The organism is Cryocola sp. 340MFSha3.1, assembly GCF_000383315.1.
Taxonomy (GTDB): Bacteria; Actinomycetota; Actinomycetes; order Actinomycetales; family Microbacteriaceae; genus Leifsonia.
This window is the reverse complement of sequence record NZ_KB911087.1, coordinates 767,197-784,627: the sequence shown is the minus strand read 5'-3', so window position 1 is coordinate 784,627 and position 17,431 is coordinate 767,197. Positions and strand designations below refer to the sequence as shown.

The 17,431-nt window shown below is 71.7% G+C and carries 17 protein-coding genes; 11 read left to right on the top strand and 6 right to left on the bottom strand.

Annotated elements, in window-relative coordinates; genetic code table 11:
- Positions 1-14: 14 nt before the first annotated feature.
- The 6 genes from H284_RS0103750 to H284_RS0103725 are packed head-to-tail and all read left to right on the top strand — an operon-like array spanning position 15 to position 4,720.
- A complete protein-coding gene (locus H284_RS0103750; protein WP_018190372.1) occupies positions 15-737 on the top strand; it encodes a TetR/AcrR family transcriptional regulator in 723 nt (240 codons plus the stop codon).
- Positions 734-1,645 carry a tRNA pseudouridine(55) synthase TruB gene (truB, locus tag H284_RS0103745; protein ID WP_020075208.1) on the top strand — a complete coding sequence of 304 codons (912 nt, stop codon included), beginning with the start codon at positions 734-736 and terminating at the stop codon, positions 1,643-1,645. The genes H284_RS0103750 and truB overlap by 4 nt, the downstream gene beginning before the upstream one ends.
- Entirely contained in the window at positions 1,642-2,010 is a 369-nt protein-coding gene (locus H284_RS0103740) for a hypothetical protein (protein WP_018190374.1), read from the top strand. The genes truB and H284_RS0103740 overlap by 4 nt, the downstream gene beginning before the upstream one ends.
- 30 nt (positions 2,011-2,040) lie before the next feature.
- The gene (locus tag H284_RS0103735; RefSeq protein ID WP_020075207.1) at positions 2,041-2,541 is read left to right on the top strand and encodes a hypothetical protein; all 501 of its coding nucleotides are present in this window, start codon (positions 2,041-2,043) and stop codon (positions 2,539-2,541) included.
- Entirely contained in the window at positions 2,538-3,500 is a 963-nt protein-coding gene (locus H284_RS0103730; protein WP_020075206.1) for a bifunctional riboflavin kinase/FAD synthetase, read from the top strand. The genes H284_RS0103735 and H284_RS0103730 overlap by 4 nt, the downstream gene beginning before the upstream one ends.
- Positions 3,500-4,720, top strand: coding sequence for an MFS transporter (locus H284_RS0103725; RefSeq protein ID WP_020075205.1), 1,221 nt, complete (start codon positions 3,500-3,502; stop codon positions 4,718-4,720). Before H284_RS0103730 ends, H284_RS0103725 begins: the two co-directional genes overlap by 1 nt.
- A 93-nt stretch (positions 4,721-4,813) precedes the next feature.
- Here H284_RS0103725 and H284_RS0103720 read toward each other — a convergent pair whose 3' ends face one another.
- Positions 4,814-5,788 (bottom strand): ROK family protein, encoded by a 975-nt coding sequence (locus H284_RS0103720; protein WP_020075204.1) that lies wholly within the window; start codon positions 5,786-5,788, stop codon positions 4,814-4,816.
- A 91-nt stretch (positions 5,789-5,879) separates the two neighbouring features.
- Between H284_RS0103720 and H284_RS0103715 the strand changes: the two genes are divergently transcribed.
- From H284_RS0103715 to H284_RS0103695, 5 genes are all read left to right on the top strand, one after another.
- Positions 5,880-6,848: a sugar-binding transcriptional regulator gene (locus tag H284_RS0103715; protein ID WP_018190379.1), complete on the top strand. Its 969-nt coding sequence runs from the start codon at positions 5,880-5,882 to the stop codon at positions 6,846-6,848.
- Positions 6,849-6,877: 29 nt separating this feature from the next.
- Positions 6,878-7,915 (top strand): deoxyribose-phosphate aldolase, encoded by a 1,038-nt coding sequence (deoC, locus tag H284_RS0103710; RefSeq protein WP_020075203.1) that lies wholly within the window; start codon positions 6,878-6,880, stop codon positions 7,913-7,915.
- Positions 7,916-7,929: 14 nt separating this feature from the next.
- On the top strand, positions 7,930-9,435 hold the full coding sequence (locus tag H284_RS0103705; protein ID WP_018190381.1) for an aldehyde dehydrogenase family protein: 1,506 nt from the start codon (positions 7,930-7,932) through the stop codon (positions 9,433-9,435).
- Positions 9,432-10,292 (top strand): aldehyde dehydrogenase family protein, encoded by an 861-nt coding sequence (locus tag H284_RS0103700; RefSeq protein WP_020075202.1) that lies wholly within the window; start codon positions 9,432-9,434, stop codon positions 10,290-10,292. The genes H284_RS0103705 and H284_RS0103700 overlap by 4 nt, the downstream gene beginning before the upstream one ends.
- Before the next feature lie 73 nt (positions 10,293-10,365).
- A complete protein-coding gene (locus tag H284_RS0103695; RefSeq protein WP_020075201.1) occupies positions 10,366-10,959 on the top strand; it encodes an SGNH/GDSL hydrolase family protein in 594 nt (197 codons plus the stop codon).
- A gap of 103 nt (positions 10,960-11,062) precedes the next feature.
- On the opposite strand, the gene H284_RS0103690 is transcribed toward H284_RS0103695, so the two are convergent.
- The 5 genes from H284_RS0103690 to H284_RS0103670 are packed head-to-tail and all read right to left on the bottom strand — an operon-like array spanning position 11,063 to position 17,427.
- Positions 11,063-12,577: a PucR family transcriptional regulator gene (locus H284_RS0103690; RefSeq protein WP_020075200.1), complete on the bottom strand. Its 1,515-nt coding sequence runs from the start codon at positions 12,575-12,577 to the stop codon at positions 11,063-11,065.
- Complete coding sequence (locus H284_RS0103685; RefSeq protein WP_020075199.1) at positions 12,574-13,602, bottom strand: S-methyl thiohydantoin desulfurase domain-containing protein; 1,029 nt, start codon at positions 13,600-13,602, stop codon at positions 12,574-12,576. Before H284_RS0103685 ends, H284_RS0103690 begins: the two co-directional genes overlap by 4 nt.
- A gap of 38 nt (positions 13,603-13,640) precedes the next feature.
- The gene (locus H284_RS0103680; protein ID WP_020075198.1) at positions 13,641-14,786 is read right to left on the bottom strand and encodes an S-methyl thiohydantoin desulfurase family protein; all 1,146 of its coding nucleotides are present in this window, start codon (positions 14,784-14,786) and stop codon (positions 13,641-13,643) included.
- Entirely contained in the window at positions 14,783-15,877 is a 1,095-nt protein-coding gene (locus H284_RS0103675; RefSeq protein ID WP_020075197.1) for an S-methyl thiohydantoin desulfurase family protein, read from the bottom strand. Before H284_RS0103675 ends, H284_RS0103680 begins: the two co-directional genes overlap by 4 nt.
- Positions 15,874-17,427 (bottom strand): hydantoinase/oxoprolinase N-terminal domain-containing protein, encoded by a 1,554-nt coding sequence (locus H284_RS0103670; RefSeq protein ID WP_020075196.1) that lies wholly within the window; start codon positions 17,425-17,427, stop codon positions 15,874-15,876. Before H284_RS0103670 ends, H284_RS0103675 begins: the two co-directional genes overlap by 4 nt.
- Between the last annotated feature and the right edge of the window lie 4 nt (positions 17,428-17,431).

Here is a 17,431-nt window from a genome sequence, read left to right as displayed (position 1 = left end):
ATAACCTGTCAAGCGTGACAGACAAGATCAGCGAGAGGATCCCGTCGGCCGAGCGCCGCGAGCAGATCCTCGAAGCCGCCAGCCGGGTGTTCGGAGAGCGCGGCTACTTCGGCGCGACGACGGATCAGATCGCCAAGGCCGCGGGGATCAGTCAGCCCTACGTCGTGCGGATGTTCGGCGGCAAGGAGAACCTGTTCGTCGGTGTGCTCTCGCGGTCGCTCGACCGCCTGCTGGTCGCCTTCACCCGCACGCTGGAGGAGTGGAAGGCGGAGGGCTCGCCCGCTGCACCGGCTGCCGCCGTCGTCACGGACGGCACGCCCGTCGCCGGTGGACACGGCGAGATCGGCCGTCGCCTGGGCCTCGCGTATGTGAACCTGATCGAGGACCGCGGCCTGCTGCTGTCGCTCATGCAGGCGTTCAGCATGGGGCAGGACCCGACCATCGGCGCGAAGGCGCGCGACGGGTTCCTCGCGATCTACCGGCTGCTGCGCGACGAGGCCGGCTTCACGCCCGAGCAGGTGCGCTCCTTCCTCGCCGAGGGGATGCTGCTGAACACGCTCCTGGGGCTCCGGCTGCCCGACGAGTACGGCCGGGACGAGGCCGCGACGGAGCTGCTGGAGTGCACGTTCCGGACCAAGCTGGCGCTGGTGCTGGATGTCGCGGCCGAGAGCGGCGGAGGCGTTGCGTCCGCGGCCGCCTCCGCGCCCGTGGCGACGGCGAAGGCGCAGGGCGCATGACGGGCAGCGGTCTCATCCTCGTCGACAAGCCGGCGGGCATGACGAGCCACGACGTCGTCTCGCGCGTCCGGCGCGCGGCGGGAACCCGGAAGGTCGGGCATGCCGGGACGCTGGATCCGATGGCGACCGGGCTCCTCATCCTCGGCATCAACTCGTCCACGCGCCTGCTGACCTACATCGTCGGCGCCGACAAGGAGTACTTTGCGACCATCCGTCTCGGGGCGTCGTCGACGACCGACGACGCCGAGGGCGAGCTGGGGGAGCCGGCGCCGCAGGCCGCGCTCGACGCGGTGACCGCCGAGGCGATCGCCGCCGGGATGGCCGAGCTGACCGGCGAGATCGAGCAGATCCCCTCGTCCGTCAGCGCGATCAAGGTCGACGGCAAGCGCGCGTACGCCCGGGTGCGTGCGGGCGAAGCGGTGGAGCTGAAGCCGCGCGCGATCACCGTCGCGGAGTTCGAGCTGATCGGGACCCGGCGCGACGCGGGCCTGATCGACCTGGAGGTGCGCGTCGTGTGCTCCTCCGGGACGTACATCCGCTCGCTTGCCCGCGACCTCGGCGCCGGTCTCGGCGTCGGCGGTCACCTGACCGCGCTGCGGCGCACCCGGGTCGGCGCGTACGACGTGCGCGACGCCCACGACCTCGCTACGCTCGACGCGGAGGCCGCGCTTATCCCGGCGGTGGATGCGGCCGTCCGGCTGTTCGAGCGGCTCGACCTCACCGAGCAGCAGGCGATCGACCTCACCCACGGCCGTCGCATCCACGTCGCCGACCGGGAGGATGGCGGCGGTGTGCCGGTCGCGGCCGTCGCCCCGAACGGAGCGCTTGTCGGACTCATCGAGTTCCGCGGAAAGGAAGCACGGACCCTGGTGAACTTCCCGACGGACGAAGCGGTCGGTCCCGCATGATCGAGTGGTTCGTCACACTCCAGGTGATCGTCGCGTGCGCTGCGGGCATCCTGTGCATCGTCCTCGGACTGATCGGGCGTCTGCCGGGCGACGTTTCGATGGGCGCCGTCGCGCTGGTGGAGGTGCTGCTGCTCGTGCAGCTGGTCATCGCGATCATCGCGCCCGCTGCGGGCAATCCGCCGTCCGGCAGCCTCGCCGAGTTCTACATCTACCTGATCTCGGCGATCATCCTGCCCCTGGCGGGCGGATTCTGGGCCCTCGTGGAGCGCAACCGGTGGAGCACCGTCATCCTCGGCGGCGTCTGTCTCGCGATCGCGGTCATGGTGTACCGCATGGGCCAGATCTGGTTCGTGCAGGGCGCGTGACCGTCTCCGCGGGCAAATAGAATCGAAGCGATGTCCCACCACACCATGTCCGCGCGCACCGACTCCGATCCGTCCTCCCCGAGGCGGCGGATGACGGGGGTGGGCCGGGTGCTCGTCTTCGTCTACGGCGTCCTGGCGCTGGCGGCGACCGGCCGCAGCGTCTTCCAGATCATCGACCGCTTCCACGAGGCGCCGGTCGCGTTCACGCTCTCCGGGCTCGCCGCCGTCGTGTACATCGTCGCGACCGTCGCCCTGATCGCGCCGGGCCGCGTCTGGTACCGCGTCGCCTGGGTCACCATCAGCTTCGAGCTCGCCGGCGTGCTGATCATCGGGACACTGAGCCTGTTCGCCCCCGCCGTGCTCGGCCTGCACGACATCGACCCGTTCGGCCGCGACGCCACGGTCTGGTCGGTGTACGGGATGGGCTACCTGTTCATCCCGCTGGTGCTGCCGGTGCTCGGGATGCTGTGGCTGCGGAAGCACCATCCGATCGAACCGGTGCAGGATGCCACGTCTGGGGCCGCCTCGTGAAGGTCTTCCACGCCGTCTCGGAGGTTCCCGACGGGTGGGGGCCCAGTGCCATCACCATCGGCAAGTTCGACGGGGTGCACACCGGCCACCGCGCGGTGATCGACCGGTTGCGCGCCGTCGCCGCGGAACGCGGGCTCGTCTCGACGATCATCACCTTCGACCGCAATCCCCTCGAGGTGCTCGCCCCCGCGAAGTGCCCGCCGTCGCTGGTGAGCAACGCGCAGAAGCTCGACCTGCTCGCGTCGACCGGCGTCGACGCGACCCTCATGGTGGCTTTCGATCGTGCGCTCGCCGCGCTCGAGCCCGAGGAGTTCGTGCACCACATCCTCGTCGACCGGCTGCATGCCGCGGCGGTGCTCGTGGGCAGCGACTTCCGGTTCGGTGCGCGCGGCGCAGGTGACGTCGAGCTGCTGCGCCGGCTAGGCGAGACGTACGGCTTCACCGTCGAGCTCATCGACGACGTGCGGCCGGAGCACGGCCGGCGCGTCTCATCCACCTGGATCCGGGAGCTGCTCGCCGACGGCGACGTCGCGCACGCGACCCAGCTGCTCGGCGCCCCTCCGACCGTGCGCGGGCTCGTGGTGCACGGTGCGGCACGCGGGCGTGAGCTGGGCTTCCCGACCGCGAACCTCTCGCCGGAGTCGGAGGGACTCATCCCCGCCGACGGCGTCTACGCCGGCTGGCTGACCGACGCGGGCGAGCGGTACCCGGCCGCGATCTCGGTCGGCAACAACCCGACCTTCGAGGGCGTCCCGCAGAAGCAGGTGGAGGCGTACGTGCTCGACCGCGAGCTCGACCTCTACGACCACACGGTCGAGGTCGCCTTCGTCGAGCGCATCCGCGGGATGGTCGCGTACACAGGCATCGAGCCGCTCATCGCGCAGATCGCGGACGACGTGGAGCAGGCGCGGCGTATCCTCGGCGTCGTCCCGGCGACCGACGCCGACGAGCGTTCCTGATGACGGGCGCGAACCCGGCCGCCGACCGGCGGCCGCTCTGGCACGGCCGCGCGATCGCGCTGCTCGGCATCCTGCTGGTCGCGGCGAACCTCCGCACCGCCGTCGCCGCGCTGTCGCCGATCTTCGCCGAGATCCGCACCGAGTTCGACGTGTCGAGCATCGACGTCGGACTGCTCGGGATGCTGCCGCCGGTGTGCTTCGCAGTGTTCGGCCTGGTCGCGCCGACCTTCACGCGGAGGCTGAGCCTCGAAGCCGTCGTCGTGCTCGCGCTCGGCGTCATGCTGGCCGGGCACCTCATCCGTGCGGCCGCCCCGTCGTTCGCGGTGCTGGCGATCGGGTCGGCGGTGACCTTCGCGGGCATGGGCGTCGGGAACGTGCTGCTGCCCCCGCTGGTCAAGCGGTACTTCCCCGATCGGATCGGGCTCGTCACCTCGCTGTACGCGACCATCATGTCGGTGTCGACGCTGCTGCCGCCGCTCGTCGCGGTGCCGGTGGCGGATGCGGCCGGATGGCACGTCTCCGTCGGCATGTGGGCCGTGGTCTGCGCGCTCGCGATCGTGCCGTGGCTGCGCATCCTGATAACGCACCGACCGGCGCACCCGGACCGCGACGTGGAGGTCGAGAAGGCGCAGCCGGCGATGGCCGGCCGGGTCTGGCACTCGCCGCTGGCCTGGGCGATGGCGGTGCTGTTCGCCGTGTCGAGCCTCAACGCGTACGCGATGTTCGCCTGGCTTCCGGAGATCCTGCACGATGTGGCCGGGCTGACTCCGATCGAGGCGGGGGCACTGTTGTCGGTGTATGCCGGGATGGGCATACCGGCGGGACTGCTGGTTCCGATGCTGGCCGCGCGGATGCGGAACGTCGCCTGGCTGATCTATGCCGGGGTCGCGTTCTTCGTCGTCGGGTACCTCGGTCTCATCCTCGCGCCCGGCGTCGCGACGTGGCTGTGGGTGGCGCTGGCCGGGCTCGGGCCGCTGCTCTTCCCGCTGTGCCTCGTGCTGATCAATATGCGGACGCGGACGCACGCGGGGTCTGTCGCGCTCAGCGGGTTCACGCAGGGTCTCGGCTACACGCTGGGCGCGCTCGGTCCGCTCGCGGTCGGCGTGCTGCACCAGCTCACGGGCTCCTGGACGCTCGCCCTCGTGGTGCTGACCGCGACAGCCCTCGCGGCCGCCGCGGCCGGCGCCGTCGCCGCCCGCCCCAAGTACCTCGAAGACTGACCCCTCACGTCGGTTCGCCCCCCGTCGAGTACGCAAAAACTGCACGCCGCAGCGGCGCGTCGTGTGCAATTCGTGCGGACTCGACGGTGGGGGTTACGGGAGGAGGGCGGCGCGGTGGATGAGGGCGGCGGCCCCGATGAGCGGACCCTCGGAGGAGAGGGCGGACGGGACGATCCGCACCTTGCGCACGAACGGGAAGTAGTGGTGCTCGATGACCTCGCGCATGTGGTCGAAGAGGTCCGGCGTCGAGTGGGAGAAGCCTCCGCCGATCGCGACCAGCTCCAGGTCGAGCAGTGCGGTCGCCGACGCGATCGCGCGGCCGACGGCCTCGCCGGTGCGGGCGATCGCCTCGCGCGCCACGAGGTCGCCTGCGACGTACGCCGCCGCCAGCTCCTCACCGGTCGCGCCCTCGAAACCCTGCTGCCGCGCCCACGCGACGGTGTGCGGCCCGGAGGCCATGGCCTCCAGCGCGTACGGGTTGCCGAACGTGTCCTCGCCCTTGATGTCGCCGACCTCGACGTGCCCGATGTGGCCGGCGTTGCCGGTCGGACCGGTGATCACGCGGCCGCCCACGATGAGCCCGCCGCCGATCCCGGTCGAGATGACCATCCCCATGACGTTGTCGACGCCCTGCGCCGCACCCACCCAGTGCTCGGCCATGGTGATCGCCACGCCGTCCATCTCGAGGGTCACGGGAACGTTGAGGGAGAGCTCGGCGGCGACGCCGGCGACGAAGTCGCGCATCGGGTAGTCGCGCCAGTGCGGCACGTTGAGCGGCGAGACGAGCCCGCGCTGCCGGTCGATCGGGCCGGCGCTGCCGATGCCGACGCCGATGATCGCGGCGTCGGACGGGAGGGATGCGGCGGCCGCGCGCACGACGCCGCCGACCGACTCCTCGAGCTCCGGAACGGTGGCGTTCCGCCCGGTCGGACGGCGGTGCCGGGAGCCCTCGACGAGGCGGCCCTCCGCATCCACCAGGGCGGCTTCGACCTTCGTCCCGCCGAAGTCGACGGCCAGGACGTAGGGGGTGGGGGCGGTGGCGGCTGTCAGCGAGGGGTCTGTGGGCACGACCCAACGATAAACGAAACGGCCTCTGCTCATTTGAGCATCCACCACACACATGTTGCTCAGGCGCGCACGCCCTTCCTAAGCTGGAGGGGTGGCCCTGAACGATTCGGACGAGATCCTCGCCGTCAAAGCCGCGGAACTGTACTACGAGGCCGGCAAGACGCAGGACGAGATCGGCGTCGCCCTCAACGTCTCGCGCTGGAAGGTCGGCCGCCTGCTCGTCGCCGCCCGTGAGCACGGCTTCGTGCGCATCGAGATCGTGCACCCCAGCGCCCGCCGGTTCTCGCTCGAACGCGAGCTCTGCGGCTTCTACGGCCTGATGGATGCGGTGGTCGTGCCCGCGGCGGAGTCCGACTCCGAGGTGCAGGGCCGAGTGGCGCAGGCCGCCGCCGATTACCTGACCACGCTCCGTCCCGTCCCGCGCACCCTCGGCGTGAGCTGGGGCCGCACGCTCCACGCCGTCGCCGCGCGCCTGCGGCCGGGTTGGGCCGTCGGGGTCAACCCCGTCCAGATCAACGGCAGCGTCTCGTCCACCCGCCAGGCCACCGCCGCCGCCGACACGGCCGTCGTGATCGCGCGCAAGGCGCAGGGCACCGCGACCCTGCTCCCGAGCCCGGCGATCTTCGAGCACGCCGCCACCCGGCGGGCGATCGAGGCCGACCGCTCGGTGCAGAGCGTCCTCGAACTCGCCCGCGACGCCAGCGCGTATCTGTTCAGCGCGGGCGTCGTCGACACCAGCTCGGTCCACGTCGACTCCGGCTACCTCTCGGTGGAGGATGTCGCCGCACTCGCCGAGAAGGGCGCGGTCGGCGACGTCGTCGGCCGCTTCATCACCGACGACGGACAGGTCGCCGACCCGGAGCTCAACTCGCGGACGCTGGGGCTCAGCCTCGACGAGCTCCGCTCGGCCCGCACCTCCATCGCCGTCATCGCCGGGGAGGCCAAGCACCGCGTCGCCCACGCCGTCGTCGCGAGCGGCCTCTGCACGACGCTCATCACCGACGAATCCACCGCCAACGACCTGCTCGGGCGCGCGGCGCCCGGCACCACCGCTCCGTAGCATCCGAGCTGCACCACCTGGAGGAACACGTGACCATCGAGACAACGCCGCCCGTGCGCACCCTCGCACCCGCGGCCCGCGCCGTCGAGGTGCTCGGCGGCGACCTGACGGAGGGATCGCTCCGGCGGTACCTCAACGGCATCCCCGGAGTGGATGCGGTGGGCCTGGAGCAGCGCGCGGCCGGCCTCGGCACGCGCTCCATCAAGACCACCAGCAAGAAGTGGGCTCTCGACACCGTCATCGAGCTGATCGACCTCACCACCCTGGAGGGGGCGGACACCCCCGGCAAGGTGCGCTCCCTGGTGGCCAAGGCGCTCACCCCGGACCCGTCCGACCTTTCCACTCCGCGCCCCGCCGCGGTCTGCGTCTACGGCGACATGGTGCCGTATGCCGTCGAGGCGCTGGGCGCCGCGCACGCCGGCGCCGTCCGCCGGGCCGGAGGCACCGGGGGTGTCAACGTCGCCGCCGTCGCGACCGCCTTCCCGAGCGGACGCGCCTCCTTGAAGGTCAAGCTGGCCGACACGGCGGACGCCGTTGCGGCCGGCGCGGACGAGATCGACATGGTCATCGACCGCGGCGCCTTCCTCTCCGGCCGTTACGGGCTCGTCTTCGACGAGATCGTCGCCGTCAAGGAGGCGTGCCGCCGCGAGGACGGCACGTACGCCCACCTCAAGGTGATCCTGGAGACGGGCGAGCTGAACACGTACGACAACGTGCGACGCGCCTCCTGGCTGAGCATCCTCGCGGGTGGCGACTTCATCAAGACGTCCACCGGCAAGGTGTCGCCCGCCGCGACGCTCCCGGTGACCCTGCTGATGCTGGAGGTCGTGCGCGACTGGCACCTGCTCACCGGCGAGGAGATCGGCGTCAAGCCGGCCGGCGGCATCCGCTCGTCGAAGGACGCCATCAAGTACCTCGTGACCGTCGCGGAGACGGTCGGCGAGCGGTGGCTGCAGCCGCACCTGTTCCGGTTCGGCGCCTCCAGCCTCCTGAACGACGTGCTCCTGCAGCGCCAGAAGCTGGCCACCGGGCACTACTCCGGCGCCGACTACGTGACGATCGACTGAAAGCTGACCAGACCATGAGTTTCCTCGAATACGCACCGGCTCCCGAGTCGCGGTCGATCCTGAACCTGCGCGACCAGTACGGGCTGTTCATCGACGGCGAGTTCGTCGACGGGCACGGCACGCCGTTCCAGACCATCTCTCCCGCGACGGAGGAGCGCCTGGCGACCATCGCCACCGCCGACTCCTCCGATGTGGATGCGGCCGTCGCCGCCGCCCGTCGCGCCTACGACCGCGTCTGGTCGCGGATGAGCGGCAGCGACCGCGGCAAGTACCTCTTCCGCATCGCCCGGCTCGTCCAGGAGCGCGCCCGCGAGCTCGCCGTGGCCGAGAGCCTCGACAACGGCAAGCCGATCAAGGAGAGCCGGGATGTGGACGTCCCGCTCGTCGCCGCCTGGTTCTTCTACTACGCGGGATGGGCGGACAAGCTCGAGCACGCCGGCCTCGGCCCTGCGCCCCGCGCGCTCGGGGTCGCCGCGCAGGTGATCCCGTGGAACTTCCCGCTGCTGATGCTCGCGTGGAAGATCGCTCCGGCTCTCGCGGCGGGCAACACGGTCGTGCTGAAGCCGGCCGAGACCACCCCGCTGACCGCGCTGCTGTTCGCCGAGATCGTGCAGCAGGCCGACCTCCCGGCGGGTGTCGTGAACATCGTCACCGGCGCGGGGGAGACCGGGCGCGACCTGGTCGCCCACCCGGACGTGAACAAGGTCGCCTTCACCGGCTCCACCGCCGTCGGGCGCGAGATCGCCCGCACGGTCGCCGGAACGTCCAAGAAGCTGACGCTGGAGCTCGGCGGCAAGGCCGCGAACATCGTCTTCGACGACGCCCCCATCGACCAGGCGGTCGAGGGCATCGTCAACGGCATCTTCTTCAACCAGGGCCACGTCTGCTGCGCCGGAAGCCGCCTGCTGGTGCAGGAGAGCATCCACGACGAGGTCGTCGAACGGCTGAAGAGCCGCCTGTCGACGCTGCGCCTCGGCGACCCGCTCGACAAGAACACCGACATCGGCGCGATCAACTCGGCCGAGCAGCTGCAGCGCATCCGCGAGCTGTCCGACATCGGAGAGGCGGAGGGCGCGGAGCGCTGGACGGCGGACTGCGAGATCCCGGAGAACGGCTTCTGGTTCGCGCCGACCATCTTCGACAACGTGTCCACCAGCCACCGCATCGCCCGCGAGGAGATCTTCGGCCCTGTGCTGTCGGTGCTGACCTTCCGCACACCGGCCGAGGCGATCGCGAAGGCGAACAACACGCCGTACGGGCTGTCGGCCGGTATCTGGTCCGAGAAGGGCAGCCGCATCCTGGCCGTTGCCGACAAGCTGCGGGCCGGCGTCGTCTGGGCCAACACCTTCAACCGCTTCGACCCCGCGAGCCCGTTCGGCGGCTACAAGGAGTCCGGCTACGGCCGCGAGGGCGGTCGCCACGGTCTGGGCGCGTACCTCGTGCCCGGCCGCTCGCTGGCGCCCGCGTCGCCGCTCCGCATCCCCGCCGTCCGCCCGACCCGCAAGGGAGCCTCCAAATGAGCCGCCTGGCTGTTCCGAAGACCTACAAGCTGTACATCGGCGGGAAGTTCCCGCGCAGCGAGTCCGGCCGCACCTACGAGGTCGTCTCCGCGAAGGGCGCGTTCCTGGCGAACGCGGCCAAGGCGTCCCGCAAGGACGCCCGCGACGCGGTGGTCGCCGCGCGTGCCGCCGTGTCCGGCTGGTCCGGCGCCACCGCCTACAACCGCGGCCAGGTGCTGTACCGGATCGCGGAGCTGATGGAGGGGCGTCGCGCTCAGTTCATCGACGAGATCCAGAAGTCCGAAGGCGTGTCGGCGTCCGCGGCGACCGCGCAGGTCGACGAGGCCATCGACCGCTGGGTCTGGTACGCGGGATGGGCCGACAAGTTCGCGCAGGTCGCGGGCAACGCCAACCCCGTCGCCGGCCCGTACTTCAACATCTCGGTCCCGGAGCCGACCGGCGTCGTCGCGATCGTCGCACCGCAGGACTCCAGCCTTCTCGGGTTCACGAGCGCGGTCGCCCCCGCGCTCGTCGCCGGCAACACGGTCGTCGTGATCGCGAGCGAGCGCTTCCCGCTCTCGGCGATCAGCCTCAGCGAGGTGCTCGCGACGAGCGACGTGCCGGGCGGCGTCGTCAACATCCTGACCGGGTCGCCGGCCGAGATCGCACCGTGGCTGGCATCGCACGCCGACGTCAACGCCCTCGACCTCGTCGGCGCGGGCGACCTCGACTGGGTGGACCTGCAGATCGCCGCGGCCGACACCCTCAAGCGCGTGCTGACGCCCGAGAACGGCCCGGACGCGGCAGCGCCCTCGCTCGACCGGATCGCCTTCTTCACCGAGACGAAGACGGTCTGGCACACGAAGTCGCTCCTCTAGCCCGCCCGAGCCCGCTTTCCTTCCCCTTGTCGCGGATGTGGGGGAGGATGGGGGCGAGGAACGGGGACACGGTATGACGGATGAGCGGAGACCGGAACGCGGTGAGCTGGCCCTCGTCGGCGACAGCCTGACGCAGGGAGGCGACTGGGATGCGCTGCTTCCGGGCGAGGCGGTCCGCAACTTCGGGATGGCCGGCGACACCACCGACGACGTGCTCGCGCGGCTCGGAGACGTGATCGACACGCGCCCCGCTCTGGTGGCGCTCCTCATCGGGACCAACGACCTGGCCTGGCGCCGCTCGGTGGAGCACGTCGTGCGCAACGTCGAGACCATGCTCGTCACGCTGCGCAAGGAGTTGCCGGAGACGCGCATCCTTGCGCAGTCGGTGATGCCGCGGGGGCACGAGTTCGCCGACCAGATCCGCGACATCAACCGGCACCTCTGGCAGTTCGCGCCGACCGTGCACGCGGGCTGGCTCGACCTGTGGCCGGCGATGGCGCTGGAGGACGGCGAGCTGAATCCGGCGTACACCGAGGACCGCCTGCACCTGAACGCCGAGGGCTACCGCGTGTGGGCCGGCGAGCTCATCCCGGCGCTGGAGCGCCTCCGCGAACTGCCTCCGTCGAGCCGCGCCATCACCCTGCCCGACCTCGGCGGCGCCGCCTAACCCCTCCCGCCCCACCGCCCCTCCGCCCACCGTCGAGTCCGCAAACTTTGCACACGACGCGTCGCGTGAGCGTGCAAAGTTTGCGGACTCGACGATGGGCGGATCAGCGGCGCAGCGCACGGCACGCGAGGTGCACGGCGAGGCGGGTCTCGGGGTCGGCCAGGTCGAGACCGAGCAGCTCCTGGGCCCGGGCCACGCGGGTGGAGACCGTGTTGCGGTGGAGGCCCAGCGCTTCGGCGGTCGCCGCGATGCCCGATTCGTGATCCAGATACGCGGCGAGCGTCTCGACGAGCTCCGGCCCGCGCGCGATCAGCGGGGCCAGCAGGGATTCGGCGGCCGGCACGAATGTGTCGCTCTCGGTCCACGACAGCAGCAGCTGCTCCAGTCCGAGCGCGTCGATCCGCACGAAATAGCCGGTCGCCGAGCGGCCCGCTGCGATGCGGGCGGCGTCCGACGCTCCGTCGATGGTCGCGACGAGGCCGGTCGCGCCGCTCTCGAGCGTCCCGACACCGGTCGCGACGTTGAACACGCGGCGGGCGGCGGTGTGCACCGCCAGCAGTGCCCGGACGCTCTCCTCGACGCGGCTCGGCGGGGGAGGCGTGGCGAAGCTGAGCCAGCCCGTCACCCCTCGGCCGCTGGTGGCGGCGTGCGAGTCCACGGGAAGTGCCGTCAGCTCCCGCGCCACCAGCCGCAGCAGCTGGAGTGTGTCCAGGCGGGAGCGTCCGACCAGCCGGAACCCCAGGTGGTATCCGGTCGTGCGCCAGCCGCGCTCCAGCATCCGCTGCTCCAGATCGGAGTCACGGCTGTCGCGCAGCTCGAGGAAGTCGCGGAGCAGGCCCGAGGCGACGGCGGCATCGTTCACGTCCGCCACCTCGTCGATGAGGATGCGCGCCGCCACCGCCGGCATGGCGACCTCCGCCGCGACGGCGAGAGCGCTCAGCTGGACGGCCCCGAGCCCCTGCCCGAAGACGGCCAGCCGCAGGCCCGCCCGGCTGGGACTGTCGACCCGCACCGAGGCCGCGGACCCCTCCGGCAGCTCGACCGTGCTGATCCAGGGACCGAAGTCGACTGCGGCGTGCACGACCGCCGGAAGCGATTGCCCGGCCTCCAGCAGCACGCCCTCGCTGTCGATCAGGGCGACACCGTGGCCGACGCTGGCGGAAAGATGTCGGAGCAGGTCCGCGAGGTTGTCGGCGTGGTACTCGATCGACTGCGCGACGCGGCGCACGTACCCGAGGGTGAGCGCATCCCGGCCCTCGCGGAGCTCCCACCCCGCACGCGCGAGCGCCATCGGGTCGGTCGCGCCGAGGAGCGCGAGACCGAGACGCTCCGCGAGCGAGCGCGTGCCGGCGCCGAATCCCTCCGCCTCCGGGAGCACCAGCCCTCGGTAGCCGCGGTCGCGGACGCGGCGCACCAGCGCATCCTGCTGCCAGGGCGTCGCCGGAGGCGGGACCGTGAGCACCGCGAGCCGTCCGTCGCCGTCGGCCGGCAGCCCCGATTCGTCCGCCGCGACGACGAGCTCCCGCCAGACGACCGATGGATGCGCTCCGGCGATCCCGCGCAGCCCGCCGTTCGCGGGATGCGCGAACAGCGCGGCGAGGTCGAGTCCGTCGCTCACGCGGGCACCTCCAGCCCGCGCAGCCCGAACCCGGCGGGGGTGATGTGCCGTTCGCGGTCGGGGGAGGACGTCCACCACGCCGGGGGCTCCAGCGCCAGCACGATCACGTTGCGGGCGAGGGTGATCTCGTCGACCTGGAGGACGTCGCCCGAGACCGAGTCGAGCGCCACGATGATCTCGGGGCTCGCGGCGGTGGTCACGCCGTCGCGCACGACGGCCAGCAGCTCCGACCGCGCCACCAGCCGAAGGAGCGCGCCGCCGTCGTCGTCGAGCTGGATGGCGCTCACGTACGGGTCGTCGATCGAGGCCTCGACTCCGGCCACACGGCCCGTGCCGAGGAGCCGGGCGCCGAGCGCTTCCGCGAGTGCGGCCGGTGCCAGGCTCCGGTCGGCGCCGCCCCGGCCGAGACGGAGGGCCCGCGTCGGGGTGCCGAGCACGCCGTGCTCGGTGAGGTCGCCCACGGTGAACCCGGCGATCAGCACCGCTCCGGCGCCCCCGGCCTGCACGATGGCGGCGCGCACCTGGCTCTCGACGTCGGCCGGGCGGGCGGTGTCGATCACGACGACGCCACCGCCCGTGTCGCAGACCGCCACCACGCCGGGGACGGCGTCCACCAGCAGCGAGATCTGATCGAGCCGGGGGAGCGCGCGTCCCATCAGGTCGGCGTCGACGAGGTCCAGGCGGTCGGCCAGGAGGAGCGGGCTGAGCCCGTTCATCCCGGCACCTTCCAGCCCGCACACGGCCCGGGCGCGCACGCCCGTCCAGCGCTCGGCGGCGGCCAGAAGCGGCCCGAACGCGTCGGCGGCGGGAAGGCGCTCGGTCAGTAGGTAGGTCGACCCGGCGAACGCCACCGCGACGCACGGCGTGGACGGGTCGAACTCCTCCGGCTCCCGCAGGGCGATCGGCCAGATCGGGGCATCCTGCACCATGAGCTCCAGCATCGTGGTCGCCCCGCCGCCTCCGGAGCCGAGCAGGGAGAATCCCCGGGCGAGAGCAGGCAGGCTCTCCTGTCCGAGAGTTCTCATGCCCTCCAGAGTAGGCGGAGACCGCCGCGGCGACGGCGTCAGACCAGCGCCTGCGCCGTCTCGACGGGGACGAACTCCTCGGTCAGCCCGAACGCGCGCGGACCGAAGGCGGCGAGCGCTGCGGGAGTCCGCATCATCTCCGGGGTGGAGATGCCGAGCACGCGCACGCGCTGTCCGTAGCGCAGACCCTCCGTGGTGATCGGCTCTCCCGACTCGATGTCGGTGACGCAGATCAGATCGGGCACGATCGCGACCAGCTCGCCGTCGCGGTGCGCCGTGAGGTTCTCGTTCTGGAAGCGGATCTCGAGCGTGCTGCCGGAACCACCGGGACCGCCCGGGCCGCTCGTCCCGTCGAGCGACGAGATCGTGGCCCGGCCCTTGGCGAAGCCCTCGGTGGTGCGGCGCTCCACGTCCGTCACCTTGCCGGCGAACAGCTCCCGCACCTCCGAGTACAGCGTGGTGGAGAGGGTCTGCGCGATCGCCTCGAAGGGCGAGCGGTGCTGCTCCCGTGCCTCTCGGATGGCCCGGCCGAGGGCGAGCGCCATCGAGAGCGTGCGCGGGACGGCGGTGCGCTTCACGTCGGCGCCGCTCATCGCGTACTCGGCGATGTGCCCGACTCCGCCCAGCCGGATGGTGATGCCGCGCGCCAGCCACTCCATCTGCCGGTCGTCGTCGCCGGTGTCGATGATGACGGTCTCGCCCCGCTCTCCTGCGAGCGCCAGGGGAGAGCCGTGCACGCCGTACACGGCGAACGTCTCCATCGAGAGCTCGGGGAACGCGCGGCCCATGCCGTCCGCATCCACGACCGGCAGTCCGGTCTCGGCGGCGACGATCAGCGGGATCATCGAGTTGATGCCACCGCACTCGATCGGCATGGTGGCGTCGGCTGAGCGGCCGAGGTGCGCCTCCAGCGTCCGCAGCGCGAGGGTCGGCTCCGTACCCGCCGGGATCTTCTCGATCATCACGGTCGGAGCGCCCATCTGCGCCGTCGGGATGACGAACGTATCGTCCGCGAGATCGTCCGGGTCGAGGATGGTGATGCCGCGCTCGCCGAGGCCGCTCTCGCTCAGCACGCGGGCGACGAGCATCTGACCGATGTAGGGATCGCCGCCGCCGCCCGTTCCGAGCAGTGTCGCGCCGCGGGCGAGGTCCGGGAGGTCGGCCGCCGTCAGCGTCCAGCTCACGCGGTCACCCCCTCGAGGGTGCGCTCGACGGTTCCGTCGAAGCGGTGCGACGGCAGGTCGTAGCCGAAGTATCCGGGGCCGACCATGGCGAGCGCCTCGGCGCTGTGCCAGCGCAGGTCGCTGGGCGCGGCGATCACCCGCACCCGCTGGCCGTACCGCAGGCCCTCGGTGGTGATCGGCTCCCCGCTCTCGGCGTCGAGCACGATGATCAGGTCGGGAGTGGTCACGAAGACCTCGTCGCCGGACCGCGCGATCAGATGCTCGTTCTGGAAGGCGAGGTCGAGCGACGACTCCGCGCCCTCGATGCGGGCGCGCCCGCGGGCGAACCCGGCGGTGGTGCCGCGTTCCACATCCACCACCTTGCCGGAGAAGAACTCGCGGCCGCCGAGCAGCTCGACGGTCGCCGCGACCGCGTCGGTCTTCGCCGCGCGGGCGGCGGTGATCCCGGAGCCGATGGCGAGGCAGTGCTTCAACGAACCCGGGACGAGCGCCTCCCGCGCGACGGCGCCGCTCATCGGGAAGCCGGAGATCATGATCGAGCAGCCCATCTCGACGCATGCGACGCGGGCGATCCGCTCGGTCCAATGGTTGTCGGCGGTGTTCAGCACGCCGACGTTGCCCTTCTCGTCGCCGAAGGCGAGCGGGGACGCCGTGACGCCGTACAGCGTCGGCAGCACCATCTGCAGTTCGGGGAACGCGCGGCCCATGCCGTCGGCATCCACGAGCGGCAGTCCGAGCGCTGCGGCCGCGGCCACCGGGATCGTGGAGTTGACCCCGCCGATCTCGGCGCACGCCACGTGGGTGACCGGCCGGCCGAGGTAGGTGCCGAGGGCGTGGACGGGCGCGATCACCTCCTCGAGGCTGGGCAGCTTCTCGACCATGACGGTCGGGGCGCCCATCATCGCGACGGTGAGCACCAGGGCGTCGTCGGGCACCTCGTCGAGGGAGACGACGGTCACCGGTCCGTGCTCGGCGAGCGCCTGGGCGGCCAGCAGCGACCCGATGTACGGGTCTCCGCCTCCTCCCGTCCCGAGCACGGCGGCGCCGCGCGCGAGCTCGGCGATGCGGTCGGCGGTCAGCGTCCAGCTCATACCCGCACCTCCATCGCCAGGTCGCCGACGGCCTTGACCCGGATCCGGGTCGCGTTGCCGGGCAGGTACGGGATGGGCACCTCGTCGAAGTCGACGATCGCGACCGACGTGGGGGAAGCGCCGGCCGCGATCGCCTTGTCCACCGCCTCCGCCCGAACGGCGGCGATGGCCTCCTCGCGGCGGCCGGGCTCGACGGCGTACACCTTGTCGATCTCGCCCCCGACCTGTGCGATGGATGCGCCGATCGCGTTGGCGACGGCGTAGTTGTCGGGCCGATGCACGGCTCCGAAGATCGGCAGCTCGTCCGGCAGCAGGATCGAGCCGCCGCCCACCGCGACGACGGGGATGGGGTCGGGGGAGGTGCGCATCCGGTCGACGGCCTCGGCGACGCGTTCGGCGATGCGGTCGAGCACCCGCTGCACGAAGGCGGGGTCGAGGTGGGCGACCTTCGCGGGGTCGCCGATGTCGGCGCGGCCGGCAGCGACCGCGATGTCCGTCGCGGTCAGGGTCGAACCGCCGAAGACGAGGGCCTCGGAGGTCAGCCGGTAGCCGACCGACTCGGGCCCGACCTCCGCCGTCTCGGTGTCGACGATGGACCCGCCGCCGATGCCGATCGACAGCACGTCCGGCATCCGGAAGTTGGTGCGGACGCCGGCAACCTTGACCTCGTTGGCGGTCTCGCGCGGGAAGCCGTTGACGAGCAGGCCGATGTCGGCCGTCGTTCCGCCGATGTCGACCACCGCGCAGGTCTCGAGGCCGCTGGTGAGGGCAGCACCGCGCATGGAGTTGGTCGGGCCGGAGGCGAAGGTCGCCACCGGGTAGAGGCGCACGTAGTCCTCGTCCATCAGCGTCCCGTCGTTCTGGCTCAGGAAGATCGGCGCGTCGATGCCCTGGGCGCGCACCGCCGAGGTGAGGCCGTCGACGATCTCGGAGGCGAGCTCGCGCAGCGCCGCGTTGATGATCGTGGCGTTCTCGCGCTCGAGCAGCCCGATGCGCCCGATCTCGTGCGACAGCGAGATGGCGACGCCGTCGCCCAGCTCGTCCGCGAGGATGGCCGCCGCCTGCGTCTCGACGTCGTGGTTCACGGGCGAGAAGACGGATGAGATGGCCACCGACCGCACGCCGTTGGCCGCCATGTCCGCCGCGATGCCCTTGAGCTCGGCGACGTCGATCGGCGAGATGGGACGACCGTCGAACTCATAGCCGCCGTGCGCCAGATAGCTCCGACCGCCGATCGCGGCGATGAGCGACTCCGGCCAGTCCACCAGCGGAGGAAGGGCCCGCGTGGCGGGCAGGCCGAGGCGGAGGGCCGCGGTGGGCGCGAGCCGCTTCGCCTCGACGAGCGCGTTGATGAAGTGCGTGGTGCCGATCATCACCGCCTGGATGTCGTCGCCCCGGAAGTCCCGCGCCGCCCGCAGCGCTTCGATCGCGCTCACGATGCCGCTGGTGACATCCGGGCTCGTCGAGTTCTTGACGCCGGCCAGGGTGGTCCGGCCGTCCATGAGCACTGCGTCGGTGTTGGTGCCGCCGACGTCGATGCCGATATGCATGTTG